Origin of the sequence: Fischerella sp. PCC 9605 (genome assembly GCF_000517105.1) — a bacterium.
Taxonomy (GTDB): domain Bacteria; phylum Cyanobacteriota; class Cyanobacteriia; order Cyanobacteriales; family Nostocaceae; genus PCC9605.
Map to the genome: position 1 here is coordinate 1057094 of NZ_KI912148.1, position 19968 is coordinate 1077061.

At 40.4% G+C, this 19968-nt stretch carries 14 protein-coding genes, 1 tRNA gene and 2 pseudogenes; 5 read left to right on the forward strand and 12 right to left on the reverse strand.

Annotation, left to right across the window (positions count from 1 at the left end):
* Positions 1-61: 61 nt before the first annotated feature.
* The 3 genes and pseudogenes from dndE to dndC form a co-directional block, all read right to left on the reverse strand.
* Positions 62-448 (reverse strand): DNA sulfur modification protein DndE, encoded by a 387-nt coding sequence (dndE, locus tag FIS9605_RS0107010; RefSeq protein ID WP_026731957.1) that lies wholly within the window; start codon positions 446-448, stop codon positions 62-64.
* 121 nt (positions 449-569) lie between these two features.
* Positions 570-2552, reverse strand: a complete 1983-nt coding sequence (dndD, locus tag FIS9605_RS0107015) for a DNA sulfur modification protein DndD (RefSeq protein WP_026731958.1) — start codon at positions 2550-2552, stop codon at positions 570-572.
* A gap of 234 nt (positions 2553-2786) precedes the next feature.
* Positions 2787-4440: pseudogene (gene dndC / locus FIS9605_RS36435) on the reverse strand (DNA phosphorothioation system sulfurtransferase DndC).
* Positions 4441-4653: 213 nt separating this feature from the next.
* On the opposite strand from dndC, the gene FIS9605_RS0107025 reads away from it, so the two are divergent.
* From FIS9605_RS0107025 to FIS9605_RS0107035, 3 genes are all read left to right on the forward strand, one after another.
* Entirely contained in the window at positions 4654-6252 is a 1599-nt protein-coding gene (locus FIS9605_RS0107025; RefSeq protein ID WP_026731959.1) for a DGQHR domain-containing protein, read from the forward strand.
* A 74-nt stretch (positions 6253-6326) separates the two neighbouring features.
* Positions 6327-7004, forward strand: a complete 678-nt coding sequence (locus FIS9605_RS0107030; protein WP_026731960.1) for a GIY-YIG nuclease family protein — start codon at positions 6327-6329, stop codon at positions 7002-7004.
* Between the two features lie 6 nt (positions 7005-7010).
* The gene (locus FIS9605_RS0107035) at positions 7011-7985 is read left to right on the forward strand and encodes a hypothetical protein (protein WP_026731961.1); all 975 of its coding nucleotides are present in this window, start codon (positions 7011-7013) and stop codon (positions 7983-7985) included.
* A gap of 55 nt (positions 7986-8040) precedes the next feature.
* On the opposite strand, the gene FIS9605_RS0107040 is transcribed toward FIS9605_RS0107035, so the two are convergent.
* From FIS9605_RS0107040 to argF, 7 genes and pseudogenes are all read right to left on the reverse strand, one after another.
* Positions 8041-8502 (reverse strand): DNA phosphorothioation-associated protein 4, encoded by a 462-nt coding sequence (locus FIS9605_RS0107040; protein ID WP_026731962.1) that lies wholly within the window; start codon positions 8500-8502, stop codon positions 8041-8043.
* Between the two features lie 291 nt (positions 8503-8793).
* Positions 8794-9546 carry an SAM-dependent methyltransferase gene (locus tag FIS9605_RS0107045; protein WP_026731963.1) on the reverse strand — a complete coding sequence of 251 codons (753 nt, stop codon included), beginning with the start codon at positions 9544-9546 and terminating at the stop codon, positions 8794-8796.
* A 238-nt stretch (positions 9547-9784) separates the two neighbouring features.
* Positions 9785-11859 (reverse strand): annotated as a pseudogene (locus FIS9605_RS36440) (AAA family ATPase).
* Complete coding sequence (locus FIS9605_RS43915) at positions 11856-12029, reverse strand: hypothetical protein (protein WP_197036007.1); 174 nt, start codon at positions 12027-12029, stop codon at positions 11856-11858. The pseudogene FIS9605_RS36440 and the gene FIS9605_RS43915 overlap by 4 nt, the downstream one beginning before the upstream one ends.
* Before the next feature lie 272 nt (positions 12030-12301).
* Positions 12302-13816 carry a DNA phosphorothioation system restriction enzyme gene (locus tag FIS9605_RS0107060; protein WP_026731964.1) on the reverse strand — a complete coding sequence of 505 codons (1515 nt, stop codon included), beginning with the start codon at positions 13814-13816 and terminating at the stop codon, positions 12302-12304.
* A gap of 112 nt (positions 13817-13928) precedes the next feature.
* Positions 13929-14534, reverse strand: a complete 606-nt coding sequence (gene lexA, locus FIS9605_RS0107065) for a transcriptional repressor LexA (RefSeq protein WP_026731965.1) — start codon at positions 14532-14534, stop codon at positions 13929-13931.
* A gap of 136 nt (positions 14535-14670) precedes the next feature.
* Complete coding sequence (gene argF / locus FIS9605_RS0107070; RefSeq protein ID WP_026731966.1) at positions 14671-15591, reverse strand: ornithine carbamoyltransferase; 921 nt, start codon at positions 15589-15591, stop codon at positions 14671-14673.
* A gap of 331 nt (positions 15592-15922) precedes the next feature.
* On the opposite strand from argF, the gene FIS9605_RS0107075 reads away from it, so the two are divergent.
* Positions 15923-15994, forward strand: a tRNA-Thr gene (locus tag FIS9605_RS0107075).
* Positions 15995-16585: 591 nt separating this feature from the next.
* On the opposite strand, the gene FIS9605_RS0107080 is transcribed toward FIS9605_RS0107075, so the two are convergent.
* Positions 16586-17416, reverse strand: a complete 831-nt coding sequence (locus FIS9605_RS0107080) for a metallophosphoesterase (RefSeq protein ID WP_026731967.1) — start codon at positions 17414-17416, stop codon at positions 16586-16588.
* 154 nt (positions 17417-17570) lie between these two features.
* On the opposite strand from FIS9605_RS0107080, the gene FIS9605_RS0107085 reads away from it, so the two are divergent.
* Positions 17571-18692, forward strand: a complete 1122-nt coding sequence (locus FIS9605_RS0107085) for an amidohydrolase family protein (protein ID WP_026731968.1) — start codon at positions 17571-17573, stop codon at positions 18690-18692.
* Positions 18693-18831: 139 nt separating this feature from the next.
* Here FIS9605_RS0107085 and FIS9605_RS0107090 read toward each other — a convergent pair whose 3' ends face one another.
* Positions 18832-19875: an AEC family transporter gene (locus FIS9605_RS0107090; RefSeq protein WP_026731969.1), complete on the reverse strand. Its 1044-nt coding sequence runs from the start codon at positions 19873-19875 to the stop codon at positions 18832-18834.
* Between the last annotated feature and the right edge of the window lie 93 nt (positions 19876-19968).

Consider the following 19968-nt stretch of genomic DNA (forward strand, 5'->3'; position numbering starts at 1 on the left):
TAGTAGTTAGTAGTTAGTAGTATTTCCACTAACTACTAACCATTAACCACTAACCATAATTTCAATTCTTGGTCGCTAATTCAATCAAATCTTCAATTTTCTTGATATTTGGATCGCCTGCTAAGTATCCAATGCCACGATGCAAATGCAGGCGAAATTGTGTAGCCAAAGTTTCTTTATCAGTTCCGAGGCCATCGTTGTAGCAGCGTTGTTTAAGTGCCAGCAAGAGAATATCGGACATTTCGCCACCAAAGACACGCCAAGTCATCTCGACGTTGCTATCTTGGGGAATTGGCACTGGGGAGGGTGCGGCGGGTTCGCTGAGAGAACGGCAAAATGCCCAACGGCATATAATGTTCCATTGGTCAAGTTTAGTAATGCGTTTGAGTTTGGTAAGTTGGTCTTTGGCTGTTTGGGAAAGTTTGATGCGTTCAATAGGAGTTTCCATAATAGTCCGCACAGCGAATTGAAATGAATCTTTCTTGGTGTCTTAGTGTCTTAGTGTTTCAAAAATGATTTTTTTACCACCAAGACACTAAGACACTAAGAGCTTAATAGTATCTCATTCATTACCAAAAATACCCTGGTTGTATGGTTGTTTGGCGAGTAGATGAGTCGTATTTGAGGAGGTATTCGCGGGCGATCGCTTCGTTTTCTCGCAGGGTTTGCACTTCTTTTTCTCCGATTTCTGTATCAGTGGAAAGGAGAATCACTTGATGACTGGCAGAGGGAAAGTAACGTTCAACTAGGTTACTGCGGTGAGAAGAATCTAGTCTGCCTAGAGGTGTATCAATAGCTATTGGTAAGCGGCGTCCGGAAACTCGTGCTAGTCCCCAAAGGAAGGTGATCGCTAAGAGTTGTTTTTCTCCTGCGGAAAGGCGGTGTTTAGGAACTGGTTTACCCTGTAAATCATACAGAGATAGGCTAAAAGTATTAGTATCAATGGCAATGCGATGCACTAAATCAGATTTGTGCAGAAGATAGCGAAAGCACTCAGTTACTTCATTTTCCAATTTATTTAATTTTCTCAGAGTCAAACGCTCTCGGAACAGTTTCAGTGTTTCTTGAACTCTCACAGAGGCGATAATAATATGTTCTTTATTCTGGCGTTTAATTGTATCGTCAGTATATGCTTTTAAGTCCTTTTTTAACTTCTCAATCGCCGCTTCTAGTTCTGCTAAACGGCGTCTAGCTATCTCACAATTAGCTTTTGCTTCAGCAACTTGATTTTGTGCTGCTCGCATCGCATCACGCAGTTTATTATATTCTTCTGGTGATGCTGCTGTTTGTACCTGTCTTTCCAGAGAAATAATTTCTTCTTCTTTAGTGATGAGATTTGCTAATTGCTGTTTAGCAGAATTTTTGGCATTGTGTAAGTAATAAATAATATTACCCAGTTGACTGAGAGCTTCATCATCAGCTAATAACCAAAGTTCCTCTTGTAGAGACGCAACCTGGCGCGTCTCTACATCTTGATCAAGAAATGATTTTATTTTTGAAAATTTATCTTCAGGAATACCTAAATTATTAATTAAATTGAGTAAGCTTTGATCTCGTTCAAGTAAAATATCCAATGCTATTTTTGACTGTTGATAGCGAAATTCTTTTTCTCCTTGCGCTTGTACCTGAGTGAGTAGCGGTTGAATTAACGCCAGCGGTAAAACATCAGCCGCTAATTCACACATTCCCTGACGAATTTGTTCAGCTTCCGCAGTTCTTTCTTCCTTTTGTTTTTCTAACTGACTGCTTTCTGCGGCAATTTTACCACCTTCATAAACAAATTTATCAATAGCTTCTTGTTCATGCTTCTCTGCTGTTTTTAATTGTTCTTGTCGAGACGCATGTTTTTGCGTTTGCTCATGATATTCTTCTTGCAACTGTTTAAGATTTTCTTCGATTTCCTCTAAATTTGCTAACTCTTGAGTATCAGCAACTTCCTTACGTTTGCGATTGACTAAAATATCTATATCAACTGCTAAGCGTTCCGCTAATTCTAGTCCTAAAAGTGCGCGAATTGCATCTACTACAATCGGTGGCGGTACTTCTTGTTCTGCCAGTTCCTTAACTTGTTCGCCGTCAAAGAGAAACAAGTTGGAAATTCCTAATGGGAGCAGATTTTCAATATACTCATCCCAAATATTCACTAAAGCCTCAACAGGCCATGTATCATCATCACCTAAAATGCCTAAATGGTCTTTACCATCTTTAGGATTTTTTTCCCACGTCCGCACGATTCTGTATTTGACTGGTTGGTCATTTTCAATATGTTCAAAAACTAATTCAATGCGAGTTTTTTCTGTTGGTGGTGTGTGGCTATTAACGCATTGAGAAAGAAAATCGGTATAACTTAAATTTCCACGGGTAGAACATTGAGCGCGATGTCCATAAAGTGCTAGACGAATGGCATCCATCAGCGTTGTTTTTCCTCCGCCATTCATCCCGCCTAAAAGGATGATTGGGCGAGTATTTTCAGCAAATTGAGGGTCAAGATTAATGACTTGACGTCCACTGTATGGGCCAAAATTTTCTAGAACTAGTTCAAGAAATAACATAGTGAGATTTTTATATTTAATTCTCGCGTTAAGAAGCCATTAACCGTGAAGTAAATTTCCGGCTATGTTCAAATTTTAATTCTAGGCTTAAATCGATGATATTTACTGTTAAAGATAAGTACAATTTTGCATAAAACCGTAGCGAATTTAAGTTTGGAATTTAAACGCAAAGGTACGCAGAGGTAAGCGCAGAGGGGCGCAGAGTTTTAGGCTAAGAATTTGTGCCATTGTGTACTAAGTGTCTCTATTTTGAAATTTGATATTTCCCCAAGTCTTTGGTTTGGTAGCAGATTCTGTAGTAGATGATTTGTCTTGGAGACTTGCAGTTAAATTATCAGTTACCTCATCCGTTGCGACAACATCTCCTAAAGTAAGCTGCTTTACCTTTTCTACGTCAGCTTGAGCAACCGCTGTTTTCAAATCTCTTTTTAAATGAGCATTTTTAATTGCTTCTTCTTGGGAACGGGAACTAGTTTCAAAACATTTTTCAAGGGCATCATATATGCCTACACGGCGAGCCATTTTACGATACTGGCGTTCAGTGTCTAATAGCTTTGCCATCAGTTCTAAGTGCATGGCATCGCCTTCACAAATTTCTTCTAGTACTGCCCATTCATCGCTACCTAAGAGACTATAGCCAGCACCAGGACGCGGATCTTGGAATTCTTCTCCAGTCACTTCTTGATGTATGCGGGGTAAACTATCATCAAATTCGTGTTTTTCTTCTAACCAAATGCGGCGAATTTCGCTCATTTCTTCTGGAGTAATTAGAGTGATATCGCGCATATTTTCTGGGGCTGTGCGACGGATTTGTGTTTGCGCTTCTAATACTCTTCTTAGCCAATGTTCCCGCCAATATTTGGTATAGGGACCGGGTATTGGTTCTACTGAAATTTCATTATCTACATTGCGTTCAAAGAGTTGGACTTCACCCCAGATGCGTCGGAAGTCCCTCTTATCGTGGTCTTCTTTAATATCTAATTCATTGCGGATATCCAACAGAGGCTGCATCCATTCTTTTTCTTCGTCATTTTGAATCATTGCCTCCATCGATTTATCTTTATTAACCATTGTGCAAATCCAGCAGCCAAATCGTGAATCTCCACAACTGGGAGTATGAAGTATCTACAACCAAGGGACATTCATTATCTGCCGTAGCACCCCGATACATAGCAAATAAGTCTTTATTATTACCTCCCCAAGGGTTTTGCCACTGATTTAAATAAATCCATACTTCATCGTTTCGCCAATCTTCTATTGGGGTGTAAATCAGAGAGTTAGGTAGACTAGCATTAGGACTAAGGCGATCGCGTACTCTACCTATTTGATGTTTTTGCATTGTCGCAGCACGTTTGCTGCTTTCAGCTTTGCGAGTACCTAAGACAAGAATTGTTTCACCATTGGCTCTAACCATCTCTCGGATGAAATGGTTAGCAGGATTAATTTTCAAACGTTGGGTACACCAGCGAAACTGGTTGCGTGGTGCTGGGTAGCCTTTGCCAATCAAATTTACCCAGAATGTATCTTGAACTACTGGTTGAAGCAGATGGGGTTCAATCGGCATCCCCTGTTCTTTTGCAGCAGATTTGAGCTGCTGCATAGATTTACGAACCCAAGCAGAAACTACTGGGTTTTCTACGAGTGTATCTGTTGTAATAACATGAATTGTCTTTGTTCGTTTTTCTGGAGGAAGAGTGGCGATCGCATTCCAAACTAGCTGTAAAGTTACGGAACTGTCTTTACCCCATGATACGCCCATGATCCAGGGTATTTCATCTGAGCAGTATAACTCTTGTATTTCAGTGGTGAGAGCTTGGATATCTTCCACTAACTCTGCCACAGTACGCGGTTGCTGATTTTTAGTTTCTGGCTGTTGTGCTGTAGCCATTTCTCCCTACCTCTGAAAACGCAGGTGATTTTCACCTCATCTATTGCACCAGTGGAACCCCACCCCTCCCCGCAAGCGAGGAGGGGAGAAGATTGTGTACTGCAAGTGCAACGCTAGTATTGTAAACCTTAAAGGTTTTTAAAAACCTTGCTAATTAGATCCATTTTTGTAGAAAATTAATCTGGTTTATAATTCTAGATTTTAAAAACTAATATGGATGAAAGTGCAATTTACCCAACTGCTGACATTGCCAGCGAGTATCTAGAACGAGAAAACAAGGATAAACAGGTACTAGCTATTCTGCTAGAAAAGTTTATGAACCAAAAAGACCAGATTTTGGTTCAAAAAACTGAGATGGGAGGGACTGAGGCATATGTAGGCTCTGTTACCTTAGAATGGTTTGCGGGTCGGGTTCGCTTTGCGTCTGCTTTACCCCTGCTTCAGCAAAAATACAACTCTCAAACGGATAATATCGAGATTGACGCGGAAAGTATTGACGAGATTCAGCAGCGTCCGCTTGATTGGTCACGTCAACTACCCTTAGCGCAGTATTTGGCAGGTCGAAAAAATCACAAGTTTCCGCCTGTGCTAGTAGTGATTAACCAACCGTGGGTGGATAATCCCAAAGCTGCTGAGTGGGATAGCCAGGGAATGGCTATGAAGTCTACCACAGTTTTTACCCCTTTAGATCATGAAGGTAAGGTAGGTTTATTAAACATTTCTGAAGATAATGTGACCATTTATGCACTAGATGGTCAGCATCGACTAATGGGGGTGCAGGGGTTGATGGAGTTGCTGAAAACTGGCAAACTTCAACGTTACAAGAAGGATAAAAGCCCTGACGACACTTTTATTGAAGTGGCTGACTTGATTGAACAGTATCATGTCCAGCCTGCTCATCTGCAAAGCTTGCCTAAAGAAAAAATCGGTATTGAATTCATCTGTGCGGTTGAGAAAGGAGAAACTCGTGAACAGGCAAGACGACGGGTGAGAAGTATCTTTGTTCATGTCAACCTGATGGCTGCACCTTTGACTAAAGGTCAGTTAGCACAGCTGAATGAGGATGATGGTTTTTCGATTGTTGCCAGAAAAATCGCCGTGACGCATCCGCTTTTGGAACAACGGGAAACCCGAAAGCCTCGCGTGAATTGGAATAGTGCGACGGTTGCAGCCAAGTCAACAGTTTTGACAACACTGCAAGCACTTAAAGATATGTCTGAACGATACTTGGGACAAAAGTTCCCTCACTGGAAACCCTTAGACAAGGGTCTAATTCCCATGCGTCCAGAGGATGAGGAACTTGAGAAGGGAATACAGGAGTTTCACAAGCTGTTTGATTATTTAGCAAGCCTTCCCAGTTATAAGATTTTAGAAGATGAAGATACACCAGCCTTGCGACGATTCAGCTTTGAAAAGGATGGAGGCGAAGGAAATATGCTTTTGCGTCCTGTTGGTCAAGTCGCTTTAGCGCAAGCTTTGGGCATCTTGATTTTCCGGAAAGGATTTAAGCTGGAAGACATTTTTAAGAAACTGCGGAAGTTCGATCAGCAAGGCGGGTTTAGTGGAATGGAGTTCCCGCAGTCTATTTGGTACGGCGTTTTATATGATCCAAATAAAAAGCGGGTGCAGGTGGCTGGACGGGATCTGGCGACGAAGTTACTGATTTATATCTTGGGTGGAATTCAGGATCAAATGGAACGTGCAGAACTTCGTAAGGCTTTGGCTGATGCTAGAAGGGTAGAAAATAAAACAATAGGTTTTGATGGTAAATTTGTGGAACCCAAGCAGGTAGGACTTCCATCTATTTTGTAGTTACTAACAATTACTCGCCTTGGGATAAATTGTTATGCTACTTTGGTACGTAATGTATTAAAGGAGTCTAATTTGTGGCATGGCTACATGGCAATGATGCTGTGCAACAGCTAAGTGAAAACGTAATTTTGTACGATTTAACGCAGATGCGTGGGAATAGTGCGGTTTTAAGCCGCATCCCCAATCATATTGGTGGTGTCTACGCTTGGTATCGTCGCTTTGAGATTGATCCTAGTGCAAGACATGATCCTGAAGTCTTCGTTAATTATATTCTTAAGGAACTTTCTAAAGATCACTCTGCTCCCCGAGAGACAAGACTTCCCCCAGCACATAGGATAAGACTTCAACCAGACAATTCATTTTCTAAAGAACTTTTGTTGAAAGAGTTAGCTGCCGACTCATCTTTTCGTCAACTGCTCTTTATGCTCCTAAACAACTCCCTTATATTTCAGCAACCGCTATATATAGGAAAGACGACGAATTTATATTTTAGAATTCGTAACCATCTTAGCGAAGGAAGTATTTTACGCGATCGCCTTGCGGCTGCTGGTCACAATATTAATAGGTGCAGGCTGATATTGGTTTACACTTCAGCTAGTAAATCAAGAATTCCTCCATATGATACTGATGATGAAGAATTGGATAATCAGGTTTATGAAGAGAGCGAAATCTCTGAACTGACCTCAGAAATACTAATTGAAGATATTCTATCTAGGCTATTTCTTCGATCATTTACTCTCAGGTACGGTTGATACAAAATGCTAATATTCTCAAACGAAGTTCAGTATGAAGGGCGTTCTCTACGAGAATATTATGTAGAAGATTACTGCGATGAAGATGGAGAACCTGTGACACCATTAGCGCGAATACCAGAGAACTACCTTGACTCCGCAATAAAAGGTTTTAAAATCAACTTTCGTCCCTGGTTATTGAAACTTTTACTAGAATTCAAGCCATACAGCAACCTGCTTAAATATGCTCGTGAGCATAATTTGATTGAGGGTACTTTTGGGAAATTCCAAGCTCAAACAAATAAACATAAAGTGATTATTCGAGAGCAGGAGCTTGCTAGAGATAGTGATTGGAACAAACGAGAAATACTGGTTCATCAAGATGCTATTGCTAGCATGAAAGAAAATCAGTGGGCTTTCAAAGCTATATTCCAAAAGGCTATGGTTCGTTTGGGACGAATGGTTGAATTTGACTATAAAGGTAAAGATACTAACTTAGGCAATATAGATGATGTTTTGAAATTTCTAGATAGGCTATATGACAAGGGGATTATTAGAGTAGATACCAATTTGGCAGATTATCCCTTTCGACTATGGACATTTGTAGCCATAAACCCTGGAAATGACAAAATCAAAGTTGCAAGAGCAGTAGAAGATAGAATATATTTCTTATTATCCTTATGGTACTTCGGCTCTCGCAAGACAGAAATTGACTCTGACAATAGTCTTCCAATTTTATCCAGGCGAAAGCTATTAAATTTTTTTAGTGCAGATACAAATAAAACACAGTGGCCTGGATGTGCTGATGCTTATAAAGCATTATACAAAGGTTTTGATACTATTCCATTTTATGGAAAAGACCATGAAAAAATGACTAATCAACGAAAAGATATAATGGTTCGTGACAGATTTTCTGCTGTACTTGCTGCTGGATTGCCTGAATTGTACAGTCAGTCTTTAGCTAAACAAGTATCTGAGGAGGATAAGCTTGATACAGAATAGTGGAGTAATATAACACAAAGTTTAAGTTTTTAACAAAAGGCACTCATACGGTAACTCAAGAGAGGAATTTACTTAAATCGAATTCCTCATCTTCTTTTTTTTGCTTAAATCTTTCAGAACTTAGAATCAATAAAAGTCGCTCTGAGTAGTCTACCGCTCCTCGTAGTTCATTTTGCAAAATTTCCAATCCACCATTAGCATACTCTTCAAAAATATGGATGCGCTGCTCGTCAGCTGTATCGTCATCGCCTAGAATTTTAATGTCTTTTGTTTCGGTGATAGCCAACAAATTAATTAACATAGTGAAGCTAGTAGCAAAATAATCCTGTCGGAGTGGAGATAAATCTTTAGCGATTCCCTCCAAAGGAACTCGCTTTTTATACTTTGTCCCCAACGCCGCTGCAAATACCATCACTTCTACATACGTTTGGAAAGGGCCAGTTGTATCCTTTGATGCTACTAGAGCTTTCACTAACTCAACTTTGTCTTTGGCAATTTTGATTCTATTTGCAGCCATTGTTCTGATATATACTTTGTTGCAATTTTAACCGAAAGCCAAAAGTGATGTCTAACGATTAAGTTGCTAAGCGTCTACTTAGTCTTGTCTCTCTGCGGTTCATTTTTCTGAACATATCTGCGCCAGTGCGATCGCACTCCTCTCGTCTTGGCGTCCTTGGCGTCTACCCTGCGGGAAGCCGCTTGCGCGTCTATGGCGGTTCGTTTATCCAAACAAGCGATCGCACCCTATTTACATCCGTGTAATAAAATACAGCATTCTTAAAAACCCATAAGCGAAATCATCAAGTGTTTACTTGTAAGCAACGCAACCATACATAAAAACTGGCTCTTTATTCTCAACTAGAATAGATGATGGTTCAGCCTGCCATGCAGCAACTGGTACAATGTCATGAGTAGTTAATCGCCAGCGTCCAAGCAATGGACGAATTGTTGTAGGGTTCCGCATATATAAAGGCTCACCTGTTGATTCAAGCAATTCTAAGACTTTGGGATACTGCATTCCCGCCTCGCCATCAAAGTCCAATGCTAGGAAACTTCCCGCAGGAACCCAATCATAAAGCGTATCAAGCACATTAGCTAGAGTTTCATCAGGGATAAAAGCGGAGACACCAATAAAAATTATACCTAGACGCTGAATTGATCCCAGTACTTGAGTGACTATTGATCGATTAAGGGTATCAAAGTTTGTGGCATCACAAAATGCGTAGTCAGCGTTCGGATTATTGGCGAGGATTTCCTTACCTAGTTCGATGTTAATTGCATCAATGTCAGTATAAAGGACTTTAGCTTGCGGCACTGCTTCATGCACATTTCCACAAGTTGGAATTCCCGAACCGAAAACAAGAAACTGATTTATTCCCTGTGATTCAATATAACGGCAGACACGTCCTATATAGTCTCGCAAAGTACGAAAAACGGTTGGGAAGTTGGGATATACCGTATCGAAAACTTTAGCAGCTTCCACGTCTATTGGGAAGTGATGAGAACCACCAAGCCAGTAATCTAGTATACGACCTGTATTGGGAATGGATGGGGTTTTCATTGCTAATCCTTCAAATTATACATTAGTTTACTCAATCTCAAAATCGCTAACCTACTACGATCTGACAATACTTTGTGCCTTTGTGTCTTAGTGGTTAAACATTTTTGAAACACGAAGACACCAAGACACAAAGAGTAAAATAATTTTCATGCTTAGCAAAATTGAGTTTTTTATCATGCGAAAAAAATGCACACATATTAACACAAATAATTTATTAGTGTGCATCTTTGTGTATCTTTTAATTTACACTATTTACCTCAATAATCTCTGTGTATTCAAATTCATTCGGACTTTGTTTAACCAAAGGATATCTCTCTCCTCCCAACTCAATATAATCCTGTTCGCAATCAGGTTTGGAAGAATAGTAAACCAATACATATTCTCTACCTATTTTCTCTGCTATTTCTGCTGCTACTTCACCCCGCCATTGCGTTTTAGTCACCAATACGACTAATTGATTTGCTAATTTAGGAATTATTCTAGCAATCTGTCGACGATTAACTTCATCCAAACTACCAAAGGGTGAATCCATGACTATCGGCAAAGTGCTAGTATCTGGCACCATTAACATTTTTCTTTGACTCCATTCCCTTACTCTGTCGATAATACCGCCGATAAACGATAAACTGAGGATTTGATTTTCACCAGTGGAAGCTGCTACTGGTGCTTCTATACCTGCTGTATTTTCTACCAGCGTTAGCTCATATCTATCACTAATTTTAGGAGTGTAAGGTGTAAACGAAATTTCACTAAATATTTCTTGTACTCGCTTTTCTAGTTGTAAGCGAAATTGTTGCTCTTGTCGTGACTTTACTAAAGTTAAACGTTCAATAGCATCTTGGGTAGCCGCAATGCGTCGTTGTGCTAGCGCTTGCCTTTCTTCATTCAGTTTCTGCTTGGCGATTTGTTTGCTTAGGCTTTCTATTTCCGTTTTATAATTAGCTATTTGCTGTTGGTTTGCACCTTGTTCTAAGGTTAAATCTGTAATTTTTTCTTCAATTTCATCCAAGCGTTTTTGTAGATTGCGAATTTCTTCACTTGGATCTTTTCGCAATCTTTCTTGAATGTTATCTAAATCTGCTTCTATTTGAGATATATTTTGTCTTAACTGATTGATTTCCGCTTGTTCTCTATCAATCTCTTCCCAAAATCCTACTGCTTGTTTATCTATTTCATCAACTTGAGCGCTCATGCGAATAGCAGTTTCCTCTACTACTGATGAACCGGCTCTATCTAGCAAGCTTTTGACATTTTCGTGCGAGTGATTTCCCTCCTGTAATTCTGCTCCACAAATGCAGCGTTGAGAACTTAGTAAATTATGTAAAAATTCCCGTGAAATCCCAGAGGTTAACTCGCCTCGCTGTTTTAAATCTTCAATTATTTCCCGAAACTGTACTGTTGTTTCTGATAGCAATACCGTATATCCCCGTGTGGAAATTGCTTTTTTCAGTGCTTCCCACTTTTTTTTCAGTTCTCCATGATTTGCTGATTTTTGCGATTCTAAATTTTGCCGTCTTTCTTGCAATTCTTTGGCGGCGCTGAGTTCTCGCAAACGGTTACTTGTTTCTTTTTTGATAGTTTGTTGATATTCTAACTCTTGTTTAATTTCTGTTTGCCTGTTATTGATTCGCTCAATTTCCTGTTCTATTTTTGCCTGTTGTCTTAAAAGCTGTTTGGTTTCTGAGTCACCAATAATTTTTAATTCGTTTTCTAAAGTTTTCTTGGCTTCGCTTAAATGCCTGATAGAACGATTAATTACCTCAACTCCTAACAATATTTTGGTGGCTTCGGCAATTTCAGCCTTTTTATCAGAACGCACAATCTGTTCTATGCGCTCTCCATCAAAGAAAAAATATTGATGTAAGCTACTAGGTAAAATTTGGTTAATTATATCTTCTAAATTTTGATTGGGTGGGACAAAATACCACGAGCCATCATCTCTACCCACCCACATACTTAACTCTGTTTTACCAGGCTCAAAATCACTTTCGTTTTTATAAACCCGACAGGAGCGTTTAATCCGATAGCGTTTACTATCATGCTCCCAAACAATTCTACCCAACATTCTACAGGTTGACCAATTTTAGCTTCAGCTATGGCACGTTTATTTACTAATTGTTCTGCTGAAGCAAAAGCGGCACTAAATTTTTCGTACAGTACCCAAGTAAATGCATTCAGTAAACTTGTTTTACCTGCGCCGTTATTACCGTGAATTATAGTTGTGTTACTAACATCTCCATGAGCTAACACTATCTCTGGGGTTTTTGCATAGAAGGAGCGAAAATTGCACAGCTTAATTGAAATGAGCTTCATCGCACTGCTTCCTTCACAATTCTCAAAATATCATCATTGATAGGGCTGTTACTTTTTTTATCTAGTCTGCTTTTTTCTAACTGCCATACCTGTTCGATTATTTGTCGCACTTCTGGTGCAGCACTAGCTATTGGCTCTTGCACGTCATCTATATTCGTTTGTTTATTCATGTTTTTATTAAAAGAATGTATTTTTTGATATTCTAACCACGGAGACCAGAGCGATCGCATCCGTAGAGGTACTGTTTCATTTGCTTCTTAAGACTAGATTGAATGTCAAGAAAAGCAAGTTTTTTGAAAGTGGTTAGTGGTTAATTATTGGTTGTTTAATAGTAATCACTTCAGTTTTTTATATTCAACCACAGATGCACACAGATAAATACAGATGAAATATCGGTATTCGGGGAAAAGGACAATATCCTTTCCCCTTTCCCCTTCTTCTTTCAAACATCCAATAATCCATATCGTTTTTGTAAATCAAGTAACTTGATTCTCGCTTCACCAGCATTGTCTGCTAAATCAGCAAATTCTACAAAGCGTCGTAATTCTTTTCTTAATAAGTTACGTTCCACTTCTAAAGTTTTTCTGTCTAAATCTGGTGGCAAAACTATCATGTCAAAAATTGTGGCGCGTTCTTTGCCTGGATGTGGACGCAAAACCCGTCCGCGTCGCTGGATAAATTGCCGGGGATTGCCGGAACTTGCCAAAATCACAGCAGTTTGAATAGCTGGAATATCTACACCTTCATCTAAACAGCGAATTGCAACTAAACCTTGTAATTCACCGCTTTCAAATTGACGGCGTAAAACTTCTCTTTCTTCTAGAGAAGTTTGAGCAGTGTAGGTGCTTACCCTATAACCTAATTCTACTCCTAAAATTTTGGCAACTTCTTTGAGTTGGTGCAAGCTAGAACGCTGTCCCGCTTCTTGAGAAGAATCACTGCAATAAAAAAGTGTATGAGTTGTTTCGCGACGAGTAGCCATTAACTCACGCAAAGCGTTTAATTTATTTTCTGCTGCACTAATTAGCCTTGCGCGTTGCATCAATAACGGCTTTAAATCTTCGTTATCTTCATAATTACCCAGTTCTACATTTTCTTTTTCTCGATACAAAAGTGCCCGTCCAATTTTTTGTGTTAGTTTGGCATAGGCACGGCTTTCTGTTTCGGTTAATTCCACGAGAATGGGATAGTAAAGATAATGCACTAAAGCGCCTTGAGCGATCGCGTCTTTTAAAGTGAATTCTGGTTGTAAAACCGGGCCAAAATAATCAAATATAGATTGAGTTCCAGTTTCATCAAAATATCTTTCGGGTGTGGCAGATAAAGCCAGTCGCAAACCAACGCGGCGAGGTAAACTTTCTTCTAACCTAGGTGCACCTAAATTGTGAGCTTCATCACCGATAATTAAAGTTCTTTCGGGAAAATATTTAAGTTGAGATTGGAACCCATCGCCAATTAAGGTGGAGTTGGTAGTGATAACTGTGAGAAATGGTTGCGAACTAGAACGGACGTTGTACAGTTGGCTAGAAAGTTGACTTTGCCAAGTGCGTAAGTTTTCAAAAGCTAAGATGGGTTGCAAATTAAATTTTTCACATTCTCGCGCCCATTGGGAAACAAGATGGCGGTAAGGACACACCACTAGCAATGCTTGCAAGTGAATTTGTTTGTATAACTCGCAAGCTACTGAGAGTGCTGTAATAGTCTTACCGCTACCTGTTGCCATTTTCAGCGTCCCTCTGCCGTTGTTGGCAAACCAGCTATTTACCGCTTGGCGCTGATATTGCCGCAATTGCAGAGATGCTGGCATTGTTGGGCATCCTGGTAATGGTTGTTGAGTTTGATAACTGCCCTTGCTTTCACCTGCAAATGGTATTTTGAGAAGGGTGATTTCCCCAGTTGTGGCAACCGCCGTTTTGAAAGTGGGCAGTTGCCGGACTTTTGGTTGTGTCAGATACATTGATGTTGAACTACGTATAAATAGAGAGTGGTGATGGGGTGATGGGGTGATGGGGTGATGGGGTGATGGGGTGAAATTTTTCTCCCCACCTCCCTATCTCCCCATCCCCCTGTTAGTTGTAACTGCGCCAGACGCCAACTAGGGAACCTTGCACCTGCACCTGCATAGCAGGTACTTCAATGGGGTTGTACCTTGGGTTGGCAGGTTTGAGGGTGACGCGATCGCCTTGGCGATAAAATCGCTTTAATGTTGTACCGTATCCATCCACTCTGGCGGCGACAATAGTACCATTTTTGAGTTGATCTGGTTCTGGTACTGGGCGCAAAAATACTAAATCTCCATCAACAATGCAATCTTCAATCATGCTATCGCCTGCTACCCGCAAAGCATAAGTTTGGGATGGCAAAGACAAATTAGAAAAGTCAAGATGTTCGACCGCATCGGTAAATGGTTCTATTAAACCACCAGCAGCAATTGCACCCAAAATTGGTATACCATGCTTTAAGGGACGTAAAATTCTAATCGTCCGTGCTTTTCCTTCACTCCATTCAATGTATCCTTTAGTGCGTAAATGTTCTAGGCGACTTTGAATTGGTGCTGGTGACTTCAAATTCATTGCCTGCATCATTTGCCGAATCGAAGGCGAATGCTGGTGTTGTCGAATATATTCCGCCAACCATTCGTAAAGTTCTCGTTGCGCTTCTGTTAGTCTTTCCATAAATTTGTAGGGAGGTAAATATAAATGTTCTTAGAACATTAGTACTACAAAAAACCCCCCTACGGAAAGAGAAAAGTAAAAAGTTAAAAATTAAAAGAAATTACTTTTGACTTTTGACCTTTGACTTTTTACTTGTTTACTCTGCTCCTAAAAAGCTAGCAAGTAAAGCTTTTTGTACGTGCATGCGATTTTCGGCCTGATCCCAAACGCGTGAGTGCGAACCTTCGATGACTTCATTAGTAATTTCTTCGCCGCGATGGGCTGGTAAGCAGTGTAAAACAATCGCTTCTTTTTCGGCAAGGCTCAACAGTTGCTCATTAATTTGATAAGGTTGGAAAATTGGTAAGCGATCGCCTGCTTCTGATTCTTGCCCCATACTTGCCCAAACATCCGTGTAAAGCACATGAGAACCCTTGGTTGCTGCTTCGGGATCGTTAGTGACTATTACTTGCGTTTTATTAGCTGTGATCGCGCGTGCTTTTTCGATAATTGTTGCATTTGGTTCAAATCCATTCGGTGTGGCAACTCTCACATTCATGCCTACCAAAGCACAACCAAGCATTAAAGAATTAGCAACATTGTTACCATCACCAACATAGGTCAAGGTTAGTCCAGAAAGAGTGCCAAAACACTCTTGAATCGTCAATAAATCGGCTAAAACCTGACAAGGATGCTCTAAATCAGTAAGAGCATTAATTACTGGAATCTTGGCATAATGGGCAAAAATTTCCAATTCCTGCTGTGCAAAAGTGCGAATTGCCAAAATATCCAAATATCTATCCAAAACCCGCGCTGTATCCTGTACGGGTTCACCACGACTAACTTGCGTGACATTTGGATTCAGGTCTATTACTTGTCCACCCAGTTGGTACATCGCCACGGTAAAACTTACCCGTGTGCGAGTTGAAGCCTTAGAAAACAATAGCCCCAACACCTTATGACACCGTAACCTCAACTGTTGAGATTTCAGTTGGGTTGCCATTTGCAGAAGTTCTTGAACCTCTTGGGAACTGAGGTCTGCCAGACTTAATAAATCTCGTCCGCTCAACGCTGCCATGCTTCTAGTTTGTAAAGAAAAATTATGTCTTTTCGTTTCTGTACACAGCCGTGCAAAAAGTAGCGCTTTAAAACTGTACCAAATATTCCTACATCTAAACCTAGAGTTTCAGGTTATTGTGATGTTGATATTAGTTTATCAACCTTATCTGTGCTTAAAGTTCGCAAAATAGCAGAAGTACTGTTGTGAAAGAAGTTTATGTGTACCTAGTGAGAAACTAATTTTTTTTTGCTATTGTTGGTTTACAACTAGCTAGGTTATGGTAAGATAGTAAATCGGTGCGGCTTTTGAAAGCAAAAGCTAGTTTGCGTTCATACTTAATCAAACCTGCGCCAGCATAGCACAGTGGTAGTGCATCCGACTTGTAATCGGAAGGTCGTCGGTTCAAATCCGACTGCTGGCTTTGAATCCGAAACCCCCAAAATTCGGGGGTTTTAGCTTGTATACATTCACAAATTAGATGTCTCAATTTTTTAGTAGAGGCGACTATCGTACATGCCCAAAGTCTTTGAAAATTTTATGTGCATCTAAGCAAAGACTATCAGCAATATCACAATATTTTGTCAATTATTGCAAAAAATTACTGCTAGTCAAATTTGGTAAAATAACAGTCCTGATTAAGAAAAGCAATGCTAATTTAAAAAGTAGGCACAGACAAATTAAAACCTTTAACCAAAGCCTTTAGGCTAGAGCTTGTGCCTCCGCCTCTAGTCTCATCGCAACTAATCCTAGGTTATTGCATCCGAAGAATGTATTTTCGCCTTGAGTTCATTTAGTTGTTTTGGAGGTTTTTGAACGCACAGCCAAGAATGCCTGCCTAGCTGGAATGAATTACGGATGCTTTAGTTTGAGGATATTGTAGTTGCGAGTCTCGTCCACATTAGTTGAGTTATTCCTAATCTGAATTTCAACTCGTATAATTCCATAGCATGTTTAATAAACTACCGCTAGTTACTGACATTGTTCGGTCGTAATAGCGGTAGTTTAGTTTTGCTTAACCTTGTAGGGTAATAATAGTTACTTCTGGTGGACAAAACAAGCGACCTGGTGGATAAGTTCCTAAACCGCGATTAACATATAACTGGTTTGTCCCGACGTAATGAAACCCCTGTGCCCATTCCCAATGTCGCATCACTTTAGCCAAACTTCCTTTCAAAAAGGGTATCCTTCGCCTCACTCTTTTAGGTATTTTGTCAACCAGCTGCTTATAGTAAACAACTACTGGGCCAATTCCTGGCAACACAATCTGACCGCCGTGGCTATGACCAGATAATTGCAAATCTACTCGCCATTGTTTTAAAAATTCGGCAGTATCTGGGTTGTGAGATAAGACTATACGGGGTTTTGCAGGATCTAATTGGTTCATCACCGATGCAGGATGAAATTCCCGCGACCAATAATCAGCAAGTCCAACCAGAGGTAATTCTTCTCCTAGTGGATAGGCTATTTCGTTCCAAAGAACTGCGATCCCGATGCTAGTTAATGCATCTGTAATTTCTGCTTTTGAGCGATGATAGTAGATATCATGGTTGCCTAGTACAGCATAAATACCAGCGCGGCTTTGTAAATTTTTTAGTTGCAGTACTAGCTTATGAATTGGAGTCGGATCGTCGGTTACGTAGTCACCAGTTAGTATAACTAAATCAGGTTCTGCTTCATTGCTGGTGGCGATCGCTTTTTCTAACATTTCTTCTGACAACCGCAAACCATCGTAATGTAAATCTGACATCTGCACCAGCTTCGTACCTTTTAACGATGCTGGCAAATCCTGAATATTAACCGTCAATGTCTCTACACTTAAAGAACCAGACAACAACCAGTGCATTGCGCTGACATTACTCCTCATACCAGCGCCTTTAGCTTAACAAATATTCATCTTGTTAATCGTATAACCACGCTAACTTATTTAAGAATTAATATAAAAAGGTTGATTTGAAGTACTTTTAACTACATTTTGCAGAGCAGGTTGGAGGTCTAAGATGAATCTTTTTGACATCCCCGCCATTGACCAACACGCCCACAATCTGCTCAAACCAGAAGTAGCTGCCTGTAGTTCTTATGCTGCTGCCTTCACCGAAGGCTACGATCCAGAAATAATCAATCTCCATGCCCGCAATACCTTTTTCTATCGGCGCAGCTTGCGGGAAATAGCAGCTTTTCTCAACTGTGAACCACAGGAAGAGGCAATATTAGCACGTCGGGAAAGCCTAGGGTTAGAACAGTTAACAAAACTGTATTTAAGCGCCGCCAACCTAGAAGCAATTTACTTAGATGATGGATTGCAACCAGACTCTATCCTGCCGCTATCGTGGCATGAGAAATTTGTTCCTGTCAAAAGAATTTTGCGACTGGAAGTCTTGGCAGAAAAACTGATTGCCGAAATTGATGATTTCGATACATTCCTAGAAAGATTTATTAGCGAAATTGATCCACCGCCTGCTGGAGTTGTTGGCTTTAAGAGTATTGCTTGTTACCGTAGTGGCTTGGATATCCAACCTGTTTCTTTAGCTGCGGCAGCTTGTAGTTTTTACGACCTCAAACAACAATTTGAACATCAACCACTGCGCCTTGTAAATAAGCACCTGATTGACTTTTTGCTACAACAGGCGCTCTTAGTTGCGGCTAAATATCAGCTACCAGTACAATTTCATACTGGCTACGGCGATCCGGATTTAGATTTGCGATGGGCAAATCCTCTCTACTTGCGTCGCCTTTTGGAATCACCCGAGTATCGACATGTTCCTATTGTCTTACTCCATGCTTCTTATCCTTATATGCGGGAAGCTGGGTATCTGGCTTCTGTCTACCCCCAAGTCTATTTAGATTTCGGTTTAGCAGTACCTTTTTTGAGTGTATCCGGGATGCGTGCAACCCTCAGACAACTGTTGGAGTTGACACCTACTAGTAAATTAATGTATTCCTCCGATGCTCATTCAATTCCAGAATTGTATTATTTGGCAGCAAAGTGGAGTCGGCAAATTTTGGCAGAAGTGTTGGAGGAAGCAATTCGGGATTCTGATATTACCGTCAGTGAATTTGATGGTATAGCCACTGGGATTTTACGCGAAAACGCCTTTTCTCTTTATATAAATAAAAAATAAGCTGGTTTTATAGCAATATATATTCGCGATCGCTTGTTCTTCTCTTCAAAAAGGTAGCAATTTGAAACGCACCAGGGGCGCTGAGTAGGCGCAGAGGATCGCAGAGTTCTTGGTGAAAAATTTCGCGTACGAACTTATTTTACCCAAAGACTACAATCCACAAAGGCAGCATTAGGAGTAACAGCAGTGTAGAAAGGATGATGCTGCTGGCAATTAAATCGCGGTCTAAATTATACTCTTCTGCCAAAATTAAACCGGCAAAAGCCGAGGGCATACCAGACATTAAGACCATTGCCAGACGGCGATCGCCTGATAATCCCAGTAACAAAGTGGTTGCTAAGCCAACGAATAGGGGTGTAACACCAACTTTGATGGCAGCTGGTAAGACGGCTAGTTTAATACTTTTCCAGCCGCGCAATTGACCTAAGCGGATACCAGTTAGCAAAAAGGCGCAGGCGATCACAATGCTTACAGATCCTTGCAATCCTGATTCAATTACTTGTGGTAGTTGTACTTGTTGAGTGAGAATACCAATGATAAAAGCCCAAAGAGGAGGTACACTCAGAATCTCACGCAGTTGCATCCACCAGCGAGTTGAGGGTTTTGATTGACTAAAGTAGCTGGCAATTACTACTCCCATGCCATAAGGCCCGACAAGGTTATGAGTAATACTGTAGAGTACAGCCCAGCCCAGAGCATCAGAATTAATTAAAAACGGGGCAATTCCTAAGCCCACGAAGCCAGTATTACCCAAGACGGTGGCAAGTATAAAACTGCCTTGAGTATTTGAATCAAGACTATAAAAAGAAGAAACAGGGACACGAGTTTGCGAGGACATGGGGAAATAACTCACCTTGTCTTCCAAAACAGCGCCATCATTTACCCTTGAGTTGTAAGACAGTAACCTTTTCCATCCCCATAAAACCAGGAATGCTACGATCAAACCTAATACTAGCGCTCCTATTGTCACTACTGGTGCTAGTAGAGGTAGGCTTACCCCGCTATTAAATTGTCCTAGTTGACTTTGACGGGCTAATGCAAAAAGTTCTAGGGGCACACCAACCCAGTAAAGACCGCGACCTAAGAAACGGGGAAGCCATTGAGGTAAGAATCTAAAAATAAATAGCCCCAAACTCATCCATAGAATCAGGGGCGTATAAGCATGTAACAGGTTATCTGTCATAAATGATACTTAAAATTAATAGATATACCGGGATAGACTTGAGGAAATGGGGAGAATAACTAATGCTAATGACTATTGACTACCGTAATTAAT

Bases quoted from the DNA above. Each gene is read 5' to 3' on its own strand.
- FIS9605_RS0107040 (WP_026731962.1), bottom strand. From the start codon at position 8,502: ATGGCTGCAAATAGAATCAAAATTGCCAAAGACAAAGTTGAGTTAGTG.
- argF (WP_026731966.1), bottom strand. From the start codon at position 15,591: ATGGCAGCGTTGAGCGGACGAGATTTATTAAGTCTGGCAGACCTCAGT.
- FIS9605_RS0107090 (WP_026731969.1), bottom strand. From the start codon at position 19,875: ATGACAGATAACCTGTTACATGCTTATACGCCCCTGATTCTATGGATG.
- FIS9605_RS0107025 (WP_026731959.1), top strand. From the start codon at position 4,654: ATGGATGAAAGTGCAATTTACCCAACTGCTGACATTGCCAGCGAGTAT.
- FIS9605_RS0107085 (WP_026731968.1), top strand. From the start codon at position 17,571: ATGAATCTTTTTGACATCCCCGCCATTGACCAACACGCCCACAATCTG.
- FIS9605_RS0107060 (WP_026731964.1), bottom strand. From the start codon at position 13,816: ATGTATCTGACACAACCAAAAGTCCGGCAACTGCCCACTTTCAAAACG.
- dndE (WP_026731957.1), bottom strand. From the start codon at position 448: ATGGAAACTCCTATTGAACGCATCAAACTTTCCCAAACAGCCAAAGAC.
- FIS9605_RS43915 (WP_197036007.1), bottom strand. From the start codon at position 12,029: ATGAATAAACAAACGAATATAGATGACGTGCAAGAGCCAATAGCTAGT.
- FIS9605_RS0107045 (WP_026731963.1), bottom strand. From the start codon at position 9,546: ATGAAAACCCCATCCATTCCCAATACAGGTCGTATACTAGATTACTGG.
- lexA (WP_026731965.1), bottom strand. From the start codon at position 14,534: ATGGAAAGACTAACAGAAGCGCAACGAGAACTTTACGAATGGTTGGCG.
- FIS9605_RS0107080 (WP_026731967.1), bottom strand. From the start codon at position 17,416: ATGCACTGGTTGTTGTCTGGTTCTTTAAGTGTAGAGACATTGACGGTT.
- FIS9605_RS0107035 (WP_026731961.1), top strand. From the start codon at position 7,011: ATGCTAATATTCTCAAACGAAGTTCAGTATGAAGGGCGTTCTCTACGA.
- dndD (WP_026731958.1), bottom strand. From the start codon at position 2,552: ATGTTATTTCTTGAACTAGTTCTAGAAAATTTTGGCCCATACAGTGGA.